Origin of the sequence: Kribbella sp. NPDC049174 (assembly GCF_043197365.1) — a bacterium.
Lineage (GTDB): Bacteria > Actinomycetota > Actinomycetes > Propionibacteriales > Kribbellaceae > Kribbella.
In genome coordinates this window covers 547349-559747 of sequence record NZ_JBICSZ010000004.1, presented here as the reverse complement: position 1 = coordinate 559747, position 12399 = coordinate 547349, and the positions used below count along the sequence as shown (strand labels likewise).

Sequence of the window (12399 nt, the reverse complement as noted above, 5' to 3'; positions counted from 1 at the left end):
AATGGCTCAGCAGCGTCCTCATCAATGGCAAGGCGTGATCGAGGAATACCGGGACCGGCTTCCCGTTTCGGCGGACACGCCGGTGGTCACGCTGGGCGAAGGCGGGACGCCGCTGGTGGCTGCGCAGTGGCTCAGCGAGCAGACCAACTGCGAGGTCTGGCTCAAGGTCGAGGGCAACAACCCGACCGGCTCGTTCAAGGACCGCGGCATGACGGTCGCCATCTCGCTCGCCGCGCAGGCCGGCGACAAGGCCGTCGTCTGCGCGTCGACCGGCAACACCTCGGCCTCCGCGGCCGCGTACGCCGTCCGGGCCGGCCTGATCCCACTGGTACTGATCCCGGCCGGCCGGATCGCGAAGGGCAAGCTCGCGCAGGCCATCGTCCACGGCGCCCAGCTCGTGTCGATCGACGGCGGGTTCGACGACTGCCTGCGGATCGTCCGCGAGCTCGGCAAGCACTACCCGGTCGCGCTGGTGAACTCGGTGAACCCGGTCCGGCTGGAAGGCCAGAAGACCGCCGCCTTCGAGGTGTGCGACGCGCTCGGCGACGCCCCGGACCTGCACCTGCTGCCGGTCGGGAACGCGGGCAACATCGCGGCCTACTGGAAGGGATACCAGGAGTACGCGAAGGACGATCTCGCCTCGAAGACCCCGCGGATGTGGGGGTTCCAGGCCGAGGGTGCGGCGCCGATCGTGCGCGGCGCGATCGTCGAGAAGCCGGACACCGCGGCGACCGCGATCCGGGTCGGCAACCCGGCCTCCTGGACGCTGGCCGAAGCCGCCCGGGACGAGTCCGGCGGCCGGATCGAGATGGTCACCGACGAGCAGATCCTGACAGCGCAGCGTGAGCTCGCCGCGCACGAGGGCGTGTTCGTCGAGCCCGCCTCGGCGGCCGGTGTGGCCGGACTGCTGCACGCGAAGGCCCAGGGCTGGCTGGACGGCTCGACCGTGGTGATCACCGTCACAGGGCACGGCCTGAAGGACATCGACACCGCCCTCGACCACGCCAAGGTGATCGAGTCCCCGGTCACGCCCGCCGACACCGACGCCGTCGCCCGCGTCGCCGGCCTGCTCTGACGGGGCCCGCTGTGGAGACCAAGGACGACCGCCGGCCCTGCGACCAGGTGCGGGTCCGGGTCCCGGCGACGAGTGCCAACCTCGGCCCCGGCTTCGACGCGTTCGGCCTGGCCCTCACCTTGTACGACGACCTGATCGTGACGCCGGGCGGGTCCGGCGTGACGGTCGAGGTGACCGGGCCCGGTGCGGGCGAGGTGCCGCTGGACGAGTCGCACCTTGTGGTCCGGTCCATCCGGCGTGGGCTGGAGGCACTGGGTGCTTCGGTGCCCGGATTCACGTTGCGGTGTGAGAACCGGATTCCGCACGGCCGCGGGCTCGGTTCGTCGTCGGCCGCGATCGTCGGCGGTCTCGCGGCGGCGTACGGGCTGGCCGGTGAACCGGTCGATCGCGAGCGCCTCGTCGTACTGGCGAACGAGATCGAAGGGCATCCGGACAACGTCGCCGCGGCCGCGCTGGGTGGATTCACAATCGCTTGGACAGAAGGCGAAACCGGCCGGGCGGTCCGGCTGGAGACGGTCGAGGGCGTGGCCGCGGTTGCCTATGTACCTGACAATCGCGTGCTGACAAAGGAGGCGCGCGGGTTGCTGCCGGGCGTCGTACCTCACAGTGATGCGGCGGCGAATGCGGGGAAGGCTGCGTTGCTGGTTGCGGCGTTGACCGCGCGGCCGGAACTGCTGCTGACGGCGACCGAGGATCTGCTGCATCAGGAGTACCGCGAGCCGGCGATGCCGGAGAGTCTGGCGCTGGTGCACAAGCTGCGGGGGAGCGGCCTGCCCGCGATCGTGAGCGGCGCCGGGCCGACCGTGGTCGTACTGGGCCGACCAGTTGGGACGCGGACGGCGCCGCCGCCTCCGCCGGACGGCTGGACCCGGCACGAGCTGGCGATTGATCCAGTCGGCGTACAGGTCTGGTCGCTCGAGGCGGGCTAGGCCGGGAATGATCCGGGATTGACACGCGTTGTACCCCTCGAGTCAGCAGAACGACCCGTTGTGGTGCTAGTCTCGACTCACCCGATCCCCTCCAGGTGATCGGTGAACTCTCGTCACGATCCGGGCTGTGCTCCCGGCACCCTGTGTTGTGTGGCGACCCTCCTGTGGATCTGAACTTGCGCCGCCTGCGCCGGGGATGTCCGGGGGGACTCAGATCGAGCGAGAGCCTCTTGATACCCACGTCGCCGTCGCAGCCGGAACAGTCGGCACCGCGTCGGCCGTGGGTGATGAAACGGTCGGTGCGCACTCTGACACCGACGATCCGTGTGGGAAGGACCTCACGTGACAGAAACTGTTGAAGCCTCCAGCGGCGCCGGCACCACGCCGGCCCCGGGTAACGACGCTGCGGCCACCACCGCGACGCGTCGCCGGAAGGCCGGAGGCGGCCTCGAGGGCATGCTGCTCCCCGAGCTCAAACAGCTCGCCGGGACGCTGGGCATCAAGGGCACCGGCGCACTGCGCAAGGGCCAGCTGATCGAGGCGATCAAGGCCGCCCAGGCGGGCGGCTCGACGGGCGGATCCCGCCCGAAGGCGAGCCAGCCGACCCTGGACGAGGGTGCCGCCGAGGCGCCTGTGGCCAAGGCCGAAGCCCCGGCCAAGCGCGAGGGCGGCAGCCGCCGGACCCGCGCCGCGGCCGAGAAGGACTCCGGCCAGAACGGCGCCCCCGCCGAGCCGGCCGCTGCCGCTGCGGCGCCGGCGGTCACGGCCGAGGCGCCCGCCGCCCAGGTCGCGACGCAGAACGGCACCGCCGTCGCGGAGCCGAAGACCGAGCAGCCCGCGGACCGCGGCAGCCGGGACGGCGACGACCGCGGCAACCGGGAGGGCGACGACCGCGGTGACAGCCGCGACAGCCGCAACCGCGACCGCAACCGGGACCAGGGCCGCGACGGCCAGAACCGCGACGGTCAGCGCGACACCCGCGGTGACCGGGGCGAGCGCGGCGAGCCGAACCGGGACCGCAACCGCGACAACCAGGGCCGCGACGGCCAGCGTGACCAGGGTCGTGACGGTCAGCGGGACAACCGCGGTGACACCCAGCGGGACAACCGCAACCGGCAGGACCAGAACGACCGCGGCGAGGAAGGCGAAGGCCGTCGCCGGCGCCGCCGGGGCCGCGACCGGGACCGCAACCGCGACGGCAGCCCGCAGGCCCCCCGGGACCGGGACAACACCCGCAACCGCGGTCGCGGTGAGCGGTTCGACCCGGAGCCGACGATCAGCGAGGACGACGTCCTCGTCCCGGCGGCCGGCATCCTCGACGTCCTCGACAACTACGCGTTCGTCCGGACCAGCGGCTACCTGCCCGGCCCGAACGACGTGTACGTCGCCCTGTCGATGGTGAAGCGGTACGGCCTGCGCAAGGGTGACGCGATCACCGGTGCGGTGAAGCAGCCGCAGGAGGGTGAGCGCAAGGAGAAGTTCAACCCGCTGGTCCGGATCGACACCGTGAACGGGTCGGACCCGGAGATCGCCAAGCAGCGGCAGGACTTCAACAAGCTGACCCCGCTGTACGCGACCGAGCGGCTCCGGCTGGAGACCGAGCCCGGGGTGCTCACCACCCGGATCGTCGACATCGTCAGCCCGATCGGCAAGGGCCAGCGCGGCCTGATCGTCTCGCCGCCGAAGGCCGGTAAGACGATGGTGCTGCAGGCGCTGGCGAACGCGATCACCACGAACAACCCCGAAGTACACCTGATGGTCGTGCTGGTGGACGAGCGGCCCGAAGAGGTCACCGACATGCAGCGCACCGTCAAGGGTGAGGTCATCGCCTCGACCTTCGACCGGCCGGCCGACGACCACACCACGGTCGCGGAGCTGGCGATCGAGCGGGCCAAGCGGCTGGTCGAGCTGGGCCACGACGTCGTCGTCCTGCTCGACTCGATCACCCGGCTGGGCCGGGCGTACAACATCGCGGCACCGGCCAGCGGCCGGATCCTGTCCGGTGGTGTCGACTCCTCGGCGCTGTACCCGCCGAAGCGGTTCTTCGGTGCGGCCCGCAACATCGAGGACGGCGGCTCGCTGACCATCCTGGCCACCGCGCTGATCGAGACCGGCTCCAAGATGGACGAGGTCATCTTCGAGGAGTTCAAGGGCACGGGCAACATGGAGCTGCGGCTGCGCCGCGAGTTCGCCGACCGGCGCATCTTCCCGGCCATCGACGTGGTCGCCTCCGGTACCCGCCGCGAGGAACTGCTGATGAGCAAGGACGAGACCCAGGTGGTCTGGAAGCTCCGCCGGGTGCTGTCCGCGCTGGACGGCCAGGCGGCCCTCGAGCTCCTGATCGGCAAGCTCAAGGAGAGCAAGTCGAACATCGAGTTCCTGTTGCAGGTGAACAAGACCACCCCGTCGGCCGGTGGTCGTAGCACCGACGACGGTAACTGAGAGCAACCGAGCGGGTGCGGGGTACGGCGAGGCGCCGTACCCCACCCGATTCGGTGAAATCAGGCCTGGGATGGCAAACTTGTGTGTTGGTTCCGGTTCACGTCCGCGCCCGCGGGCGACCCGGGGCACCTGAACCTAGGAGAACCCTTGAAGAGCGATATCCACCCGACGTACGTCGACACCACGGTGACCTGCACCTGTGGCGCCACGTTCACCACGCGCTCGACCGCGGAGAACGGCGTGATCCACGCCGACGTCTGCTCGCAGTGCCACCCCTTCTACACCGGTAAGCAGAAGATTCTCGACACCGGTGGCCGGGTGGCCCGCTTCGAGAAGCGGTACGCGAAGAAGTAGCGACCTCACCGCGCGCCGGTCCGCGAGCCTGGAAAGGCTTGCCGACCGGCGCGCGGTTTGTGTTGTCTGAGTCTTGAAGGAAGGTCATGGGGCCTCCCGGCCTGGACTGAGGAGCGCAGGGAGCGTAGCGACTGGAGTGACGAGGGAAGGCCGGGAGCCAAGGCCCCATGACCACGCCGGTGCCGAAGGCCCGGCCAGAAGCACAGGAGTGCGGGATGTTCGAGGCGGTTCAGACGCTCAAGGCCGAGTACGCCGAGCTGGAGCGGCAGATGTCGGATCCGGAGCTGCACTCCGACCAGGCCAACGCCCGCCGGGTCGGCAAGCGGTACTCCGCGCTCGCCCCGGTGGTGCGCACGTACGACGAATGGCTGCAGACCGGCGACGACATCGAGGCGGCCCGCGAGCTCGCGGCCGAGGACCCGACGTTCGCGGAGGAGGCCACCAAGCTGGCGGCCCGCCGCGACGAGCTGGCCGAGAAGCTGCAGGTGCTGCTGGTCCCGCGCGACCCGAGTGACGACAAGGACGCGATCCTCGAGATCAAGGCCGGTGAGGGCGGCGACGAGTCCGCGCTGTTCGCCGGCGACCTGCTGAAGATGTACCTGAAGTACGCCGAGTCGCAGAACTGGAAGACCGAGGTGCTCGACTCGGCCGAGTCCGACCTGGGCGGGTACAAGTCGATCACCGTCGCGGTGAAGGCGAAGGGCACGCCGGAGCCGGGTGAGGCGCCGTACGCGAAGCTCAAGTTCGAGGGCGGGGTGCACCGGGTCCAGCGGGTGCCGGTGACCGAGTCGCAGGGCCGGATCCACACGAGCGCGGCCGGTGTGCTGGTACTGCCGGAGGCCGAGGACGTCGACGTCGAGATCGACCCGAACGACCTGCGCATCGACGTGTTCCGGTCGTCCGGTCCCGGTGGGCAGAGCGTCAACACGACCGACTCCGCGGTCCGGATCACCCACCTGCCGACCGGCATCGTGGTGTCGATGCAGAACGAGAAGTCGCAGCTGCAGAACCGTGAGCAGGCCATGCGTGTACTGCGGGCCCGGCTGCTCGCGGCCGCGCAGGAGGCCGCCGACCAGGAGGCCTCGGACGCCCGCCGGTCGCAGATCCGGACCGTCGACCGGTCCGAGCGGATCCGCACCTACAACTTCCCGGAGAACCGGTTCTCCGACCACCGCGTCGGCTACAAGGCGCACAACCTCGACCAGGTCCTCGGCGGCGAGCTGGCGCCGGTGATCCAGGCCCTGACCGAGGCCGACCTCGCCGCCCGCCTCGAGGCCGTCGAGGCGCAGTGACCACCAAGTCGCTGCTCATCGAGGCGACCGCACGGCTCCGGGAAGCAGGCGTCGCCTCACCGGACTTCGACGCCGCGGAACTCCTCGCGTTCGTCACCGCCAGCAGCCGGCTGAACCTGGCCGAACCGACCGCAGATCAGCTCCGCCGGTACGACGAACTGATCGTGCGCCGGGCCGCCCGCGAACCGCTGCAGCATCTGACCGGTACGGCAGCCTTCCGCTACCGGGAGCTCGCAGTCGGCCCCGGTGTCTTCGTGCCGAGGCCGGAGACCGAGGTGATGGTCGGCTGGATCCTCGACCGGCTCGCGGACGTCAAGGAACCGCTGGTGGTGGACCTGTGCACCGGTTCAGGTGTGATCGCCGGCGCGGTGGCGACCGAGCGGCCGGACAGCGTCGTCCACGCGGTCGAGCTGTCGCCGGATGCGTGTGTCTGGGCACGTCGCAATCTCGCGGGCACGGGTGCCGAACTGCACGAGGGGGACATCGACGGATGCCTGCCCGAGTTGGACGGCCAGGTGGATGCGGTGATCTCCAACCCGCCGTACATCCCTTTGACTGCTTGGGAATCCGTCACCGCGGAGGTCCGCGATCACGACCCCGCGCTGGCGTTGTGGTCCGGTGACGACGGCCTAGACGAGATCAAGGTCGTCGCCGCGACCGCGGCACGGCTGCTCAAGCCCGGCGGCTGGTTCGCCTGCGAACACGCCGACGTCCAGGGCGAATCCGCCCCCGCAGTCTTCACCGCCACCGCCCTCTTCACCGAGGTCCGCGACCAGCCGGACCTGGCCGCCCGCCCCCGCTTCGCAACGGGCCGGAGGATCTAGGCCGGACCAGGTCCTGCGCGCGGATCATCCCGATCGCACGCTCCTGCCGCTGCCACGGGCTGACCCGGCAGCCGACCAGGCTGTGATCGGCGCCCTGTCGCAATCGAGCTCGGTCACGATCAGTACGTCAGGTCGCAACGCCGCCAGCGCCGTCGCGAAGTCCGCGGTCCGATCGGCCGCGACGTACCGGTTGTTCGCATCGACCAGTCGGCCACCGGCAACGTTCGCGAAGGCAAGTCGCATTCCCTATTCGTACACGACGAGCTCCGGCCGTGGCCGGAGCGCCAGCACCTGGGCCGGGGTCATCAACGGACCGTGCCGGGCGTCCTCGGTGTAGAACAACTTGAACCCGGTATGCACGCCGGCCGGGAGGTTCGCGGTGAGTTTGCCCCACGTCTCCAGCTTGTCCTCGCGGGCACCGATCCCGTCGACAGACTTGATCGTCACCACGCCCGGGTGCTTCTTCAGCGCCTGCTGTCCGGTCACGATCCTGGTCGACAGCTGGTGGAAGACGAACACCTTCTCCGGCAGGTCATGAGCCTGCACCAGTCCCGACAGGTACGACGCGATGCTGTCGAGCTCGGCGCCCGACGTACGGCCGAAGACGCGGCCGGGGACCTGGTTCGGCCCGACCGCCCACTCCGGATCGAAGGCGAGCCCGACATCCGGTTCCTTCAGCCAGCGTTCGAGCCGTTTCACCTCGGGCAGGATCTTGGCCCGGCCCGGCTGGATGTCGAGCAGCAACAGCATCCGGTGCTTGCGCGCGACGGTCAGGTACTCCTGGATCTTCGCGTCGGGCAGGCGGCCGCGATACATCCGGTCCTTGCCGGGTCCCGCCTTCGCGACCACTGTGATCAGTTCCATCACCGGCAGCGGTGTGCGCCCGGCGGCGTACGCACGCGACAGCTTCTCCAGCCGGGCTGCCTTCGTCGCCAGGTCCTTGTCCAGCGGACCGAGGGCGGGTGAGCCCGGCATGCCGACGTACGCGACGAGTTGGTACTTCGGGAAGATCGCTCGCCCACCTCGTGGCAGGTCCCCATCAGCAGGTGGGGGTGGCAGAGACGGAGTGGTCGGACTAGGGCTGGCCGACGACGCGGTAGCCGCAGCCGGTCCCGCGGCCCCGGGCTCGTCGCTGCAGGCCGCCACCCCCAGCAACAGCCCGAGCACCGCCGCTACCCCTGGAACTCTCCGCACCTCACCTAGAGAACCACGCACAACCTGAGAACCCGAGCTACGCCTTCGCGACGTACTCGTCGATCTCCGCGACCAGGGCGTTCTTCACCGAGTCCTCGGCGAACGAAACCCGGACGGCTGTCTTGGCCAGCTCGCCCACGCCGGCCTCGTCGAGGTCGAGCAGCTCGGTGGCGACGGCGTACTCGTTGGTGAGGTCGGTGCCGAACATCGGCGGGTCGTCGGAGTTGATGGTGACGACCAGACCGGCCTCGACCATCGCGCGCAGCGGGTGCACGTCGTACGACGCGACCGCGCGGGTGGCGATGTTCGACGTCGGGCTGACCTCGAGCGGGATCCGGTGCTCGCCCAGGTAGTCGACCAGGGCCGGGTCCTGCATGGTCGACGTACCGTGGCCGATCCGCTCGGCCTTGAGCACCCGGACCGCGTCCCAGATCGTCTCCGGCCCGGTGGTCTCGCCCGCGTGCGGCACGCTGTGCAGCCCGGCCGCGATGGCGGCCTCGAAGTGTGGCTGGAACTGCGGCCGCGGTACGCCGATCTCCGGCCCGCCCAGGCCGAACCCGACCAGGCCCTCGGGCCGGTTCTTCAGCGCGATCTCCAGCGTCCCGTCGGCGGCCGGCAGCCCGGCCTCGCCGGCGATGTCGAAGATCCACCGCAGCACGATGCCGAACTCCTTCTCGGCCGCGATCCGGGCGTCCTCGATCGCCTCGCAGAACGCCTCCGCGGCGATCCCGCGGACCACCGACATGTACGGCGTACAGGTCAGCTCGGCGTAGCGGAGGTTGTGCCCAGCCATCTCGCGGGCGATCTCGTAGGTCAGCAGCCGGACGTCGTCCGGCGTCTTCACCAGGTCGACCACGGTCAGGTAGATCTCGATGAACTTGGCGAAGTCGGTGAACTGGAAGTACTTCGCCAGCTCGGCCGGGTCGGCCGGCACCGGCGACCCGGGGTGCCGGGCGGCGAGCGCGGCGACGATCCGCGGCGACGCGGATCCGACGTGATGGACATGCAGCTCGGCCTTCGGCAGGCCGGCCAGGAACTCACGCGACACGGTCATGGGGCCTCCCGGCCTGGACTGAGGAGCGTAGGGAGCGCAGCGACTGGAGCGACGAGGGAAGGCCGGGAGCCAGGGCCCCATGACCCGCCGGGCCGGAGGCTCGGCAATTCAAAACAGTCATGGACGGGATCCTAAGGACGTCGGGGCGGACGTGCTGGAAAGTTGACAATCATTTGTCAGGTCACGCCTGGGCCAGCCCGGGTGGAGGCCGCGGGGGCGTGAGTGGCACGATTCGGTGCGTGAGTGAGCGCTTCGACTTCACCGGCGACGAGCTGGCACCGGCCTATCGAGCGGCCGTGGACGCCATCGAGGCCGGCGACCTGGTCGTCCTTCCGACCGACACCGTGTACGGGATCGCCGCGGACGCGTTCAAGTCCGACGCGGTCCAGCGACTGCTGGACGCCAAGGGCCGGGGCCGCGACATGCCACCACCGGTGCTGATCTCGGTGGTCGAGTCGCTGGACGCGCTCGCCACCGACGTCCCCGAGTCGGGCCGCAAGCTCTGCGAGGAGTTCTGGCCCGGGCCGCTGACGGTGATCTGCCACGCGCAGACGTCGCTGATGTGGGACCTGGGGGAGACCCAGGGAACCGTCGCGCTGCGGGTGCCGGACCACGAGAACACCCGTGAACTGCTGTCCCGCACCGGGCCGCTCGCGGTCAGCTCGGCCAACCTCAGCGGTCAGCCGGCCGCGCTCGACGTGTACGACGCCGAGGAGCAGCTGGCCGACTCGGTCGCGGTCTACCTCGACGGCGGTACGGCGACCGGCGGCCAGCCGTCCACCATCGTCGACATCACCGGCGACACCCCGCACGTCGTCCGCCTCGGCGCCCTGTCGCTCGCCCAGCTCCGCGCCGTCGTCCCCGAGGTCTCCACCGACCTGGACGACGAGAAGGCTGAAGAGCCCGAGAAGGCTGAAGAAAAGCCGGAGAGGGCTGAACTAGAGCCGGAGAGGGCTGAACTAGAGCCGGAGAAGGCTGAACTAGAGCCGGAGAAGGCTGAACTAGAGCCGGAGAAGGCTGGACAAGAACCGGAAGCGCCAACCGAAGAACCTGTTGAAGCGTCCAAGGACGAAGACGACGAGAAGAAGCCGACCGAAACCGATGTGAGGCCTGCGGACTAGTGCGCGAGTACCTGCTGGTCCTGTTCGTGGCCATGGCCACGACCTTCCTGCTGACCGGCGTGGCCCGGCAGATCGCCCTGCGGTACGGCGCGGTCGCGAAGGTCCGGGCCCGGGACGTGCACAAGGTCCCGATCCCGTACTTCGGTGGCATCTCCATCCTCGGCGGCCTGATCGCCGGCTTCGCGGTCGCCTCCAGCCTGCCCTTCCTCGGCGACAGCCTGCAGGTCGCCCACGACGCCCGCGCGATCCTGATCGGCGGCGTGGTGATCTGCGCCGTCGGCGTGGTCGACGACCTGTACGAGCTGGACGCGATCACCAAGCTGGCCGGTGAGGTGCTGGCCGTCGGCGTGATGGTTGTCCAGGGCATCCAGTTGTACTGGCTGCCGCTGCCCGGCGGCGTCGTCTCGCCGCCGCCCGCGCAGCTCGCCGTCCTCACCGCCGGCATCCTGCTGGTGTCCTGCAACGCGGTGAACTTCGTCGACGGCCTGGACGGCCTGGCCGCCGGGGTGACCGCGATCGGCGCGACCGCGTTCTTCACCTACTCGTACCTGCTGAACGTCGAGCAGAACCTCGACCGGGCCACCACCTCGACCCTGATCACCGTCGCCCTGGCCGGTGCGTGCCTCGGCTTCCTGCCGCACAACTTCTTCCCCGCCAGGGTTTTCATGGGCGACTCCGGCGCCCTGCTGATCGGCCTGATGCTGGCCGCGTCGACGATCAGCCTCACCGGCCAGATGGACCCGAACGCGGTCCCGTACGAGGTCGGCGGCTCCAGCCTGCTGCCGGCACTGCTCCCGTTGATCCTGCCGATCGCCGTCCTCGCGATCCCCGCGCTCGACCTGACGATGGCCTACGTCCGCCGGACCAAGGCCGGCCGCTCGCCGTTCGCCGCGGACAAGTTGCACCTGCACCACCGCCTGATGCAACGCGGCCACTCACACCGCCGGGCTGTCCTGCTGATGTACCTGTGGACCGCTCTGATCGCGTACGGCGTGGTGGTCCTCGGACTGGTGCTGAACTGGTGGACCGCCCTGATCGTGCTGGCCGTGGCGGTCACCGCGATCCTGCTCACGACCGGGCTCCCGCGCCGCTACCGGAAACCGCTCGCCAAGGTCTGAAGCCGGACAGGTAGGGACCAGACCACTCGTCAGCGTGGCCTACCGATAGGGTGTCTCTGTACAGCGGCAAGGGACTCGTTTTGCTGACCGTGCAGACTTTGTGCTAGTTTTCACAAGCACCAGCAAAGAACAGCGACACCCCTGACCCCGCCCACCCGACGACCTGGCTGTGAGACCCGGTCGCCAGCAGGACGGAACCACCAGATGGCTCCCTCGGCTCAGAGTCCGAAAGTCGCCGGCCAGGCCACCAGGCACCCGGCGTTGGCAATGCTGCGTGGCGCGCTCGCCGCCGCCCTGGTCGTCGGCGTGAACGCCGCCGCCGTGTCGACCGTTGCCGTCGGCCTCGAGGGACTGTGGGGCGCACTGCTGGGGATGCTGATCGTGATCGTCTTCTCCGGCGCCGGCCTGGTCGCGCTGCACTTGTCCCGGCGTGCGTCGCCGACCGCGCAACTGGGGATCGCGATGGCCTCCTACACCGGGCGGATCGCGATCTTCGGCGGCCTGCTCGCCCTCGCACTGAGCTCGGAAACCCTGGCCCAGCACGTGAATCTGACCGTGCTCGGCGTCTGCGCCCTGGTGGTCGTGATGGGCTGGATGGCCGGTGAGATCTGGGCCTGGTCGCGACTGCGCGTCCCGATCTACGACCTGGATGGGGAAGTGACCGCATGAGCACCGTCAGTAACGGTTTCTCTGCTGTGGTGGAGGTTACGGGTGCCGATGTGACCGGATCTGTTCTGGACTGGTACCTTTCGGGTGCCAATGAGCGAGCATCAGGATCCGAAGCCATCACCCCCGAATTCGGGCGACGGCTGGCGGGTCCTGTCCTACTTGATCGGCGGTGTGCTCCTGTACGGAGGCATCGGGTTCGGGTTGGATCGCCTGCTCGGCACCCAGTTCTTACTTCCGGTGGGCATCGTCCTCGGTGCCGGGCTCACCGTTCTGCTGTTGCACTTCCGGTACGGGGCGCGGTCCTGATCCCTTCGGGGAACGACCTGA

At 69.6% G+C, this 12399-nt stretch carries 13 protein-coding genes; 10 read left to right on the top strand and 3 right to left on the bottom strand.

Annotated features, from left to right (window positions below; genetic code table 11):
• Window position 1 precedes the first annotated feature (1 nt).
• From thrC to prmC, 6 genes are all read left to right on the top strand, one after another.
• Window positions 2-1075 carry a threonine synthase gene (thrC, locus tag ACGFIF_RS24610; RefSeq protein WP_393157565.1) on the top strand — a complete coding sequence of 358 codons (1074 nt, stop codon included), beginning with the start codon at window positions 2-4 and terminating at the stop codon, window positions 1073-1075.
• An 11-nt stretch (window positions 1076-1086) separates the two neighbouring features.
• Entirely contained in the window at window positions 1087-2004 is a 918-nt protein-coding gene (gene thrB, locus ACGFIF_RS24605; protein WP_393157563.1) for a homoserine kinase, read from the top strand.
• Window positions 2005-2346: 342 nt separating this feature from the next.
• Window positions 2347-4446: a transcription termination factor Rho gene (rho, locus tag ACGFIF_RS24600; RefSeq protein ID WP_393157561.1), complete on the top strand. Its 2100-nt coding sequence runs from the start codon at window positions 2347-2349 to the stop codon at window positions 4444-4446.
• Between the two features lie 147 nt (window positions 4447-4593).
• The gene (rpmE, locus tag ACGFIF_RS24595) at window positions 4594-4800 is read left to right on the top strand and encodes a 50S ribosomal protein L31 (protein ID WP_130387310.1); all 207 of its coding nucleotides are present in this window, start codon (window positions 4594-4596) and stop codon (window positions 4798-4800) included.
• Window positions 4801-5015: 215 nt separating this feature from the next.
• Window positions 5016-6092, top strand: a complete 1077-nt coding sequence (gene prfA, locus ACGFIF_RS24590; RefSeq protein ID WP_393157667.1) for a peptide chain release factor 1 — start codon at window positions 5016-5018, stop codon at window positions 6090-6092.
• Window positions 6089-6916 (top strand): peptide chain release factor N(5)-glutamine methyltransferase, encoded by an 828-nt coding sequence (gene prmC / locus ACGFIF_RS24585; RefSeq protein ID WP_393157559.1) that lies wholly within the window; start codon window positions 6089-6091, stop codon window positions 6914-6916. Before prfA ends, prmC begins: the two co-directional genes overlap by 4 nt.
• A gap of 24 nt (window positions 6917-6940) precedes the next feature.
• Here prmC and ACGFIF_RS24580 read toward each other — a convergent pair whose 3' ends face one another.
• From ACGFIF_RS24580 to ACGFIF_RS24570, 3 genes are read right to left on the bottom strand one after another with little or no spacing between them, the layout of a single operon-like run.
• Window positions 6941-7159, bottom strand: coding sequence for a hypothetical protein (locus tag ACGFIF_RS24580; RefSeq protein ID WP_393157558.1), 219 nt, complete (start codon window positions 7157-7159; stop codon window positions 6941-6943).
• A 3-nt stretch (window positions 7160-7162) separates the two neighbouring features.
• On the bottom strand, window positions 7163-8110 hold the full coding sequence (locus ACGFIF_RS24575) for a hypothetical protein (RefSeq protein ID WP_393157556.1): 948 nt from the start codon (window positions 8108-8110) through the stop codon (window positions 7163-7165).
• Between the two features lie 37 nt (window positions 8111-8147).
• Window positions 8148-9164 carry an adenosine deaminase gene (locus tag ACGFIF_RS24570; RefSeq protein WP_393157555.1) on the bottom strand — a complete coding sequence of 339 codons (1017 nt, stop codon included), beginning with the start codon at window positions 9162-9164 and terminating at the stop codon, window positions 8148-8150.
• Window positions 9165-9403: 239 nt separating this feature from the next.
• Here ACGFIF_RS24570 and ACGFIF_RS24565 point away from each other — a divergent pair, with 239 nt between their 5' ends.
• From ACGFIF_RS24565 to ACGFIF_RS24550, 4 genes are all read left to right on the top strand, one after another.
• A complete protein-coding gene (locus ACGFIF_RS24565; RefSeq protein WP_393157554.1) occupies window positions 9404-10285 on the top strand; it encodes an L-threonylcarbamoyladenylate synthase in 882 nt (293 codons plus the stop codon).
• Window positions 10285-11403 carry a glycosyltransferase family 4 protein gene (locus tag ACGFIF_RS24560; protein ID WP_393157553.1) on the top strand — a complete coding sequence of 373 codons (1119 nt, stop codon included), beginning with the start codon at window positions 10285-10287 and terminating at the stop codon, window positions 11401-11403. The genes ACGFIF_RS24565 and ACGFIF_RS24560 overlap by 1 nt, the downstream gene beginning before the upstream one ends.
• 204 nt (window positions 11404-11607) lie before the next feature.
• Window positions 11608-12072, top strand: a complete 465-nt coding sequence (locus ACGFIF_RS24555) for a hypothetical protein (RefSeq protein ID WP_393157552.1) — start codon at window positions 11608-11610, stop codon at window positions 12070-12072.
• 90 nt (window positions 12073-12162) lie between these two features.
• Window positions 12163-12378: a hypothetical protein gene (locus tag ACGFIF_RS24550; RefSeq protein ID WP_393157551.1), complete on the top strand. Its 216-nt coding sequence runs from the start codon at window positions 12163-12165 to the stop codon at window positions 12376-12378.
• The last annotated feature ends 21 nt before the right edge of the window (window positions 12379-12399 follow it).

Bases quoted from the DNA above. Each gene is read 5' to 3' on its own strand.
- prfA (WP_393157667.1), top strand. From the start codon at position 5,016: ATGTTCGAGGCGGTTCAGACGCTCAAGGCCGAGTACGCCGAGCTGGAG.
- ACGFIF_RS24580 (WP_393157558.1), bottom strand. From the start codon at position 7,159: ATGCGACTTGCCTTCGCGAACGTTGCCGGTGGCCGACTGGTCGATGCG.
- thrC (WP_393157565.1), top strand. From the start codon at position 2: ATGGCTCAGCAGCGTCCTCATCAATGGCAAGGCGTGATCGAGGAATAC.
- ACGFIF_RS24550 (WP_393157551.1), top strand. From the start codon at position 12,163: ATGAGCGAGCATCAGGATCCGAAGCCATCACCCCCGAATTCGGGCGAC.
- ACGFIF_RS24555 (WP_393157552.1), top strand. From the start codon at position 11,608: ATGGCTCCCTCGGCTCAGAGTCCGAAAGTCGCCGGCCAGGCCACCAGG.
- ACGFIF_RS24570 (WP_393157555.1), bottom strand. From the start codon at position 9,164: ATGACCGTGTCGCGTGAGTTCCTGGCCGGCCTGCCGAAGGCCGAGCTG.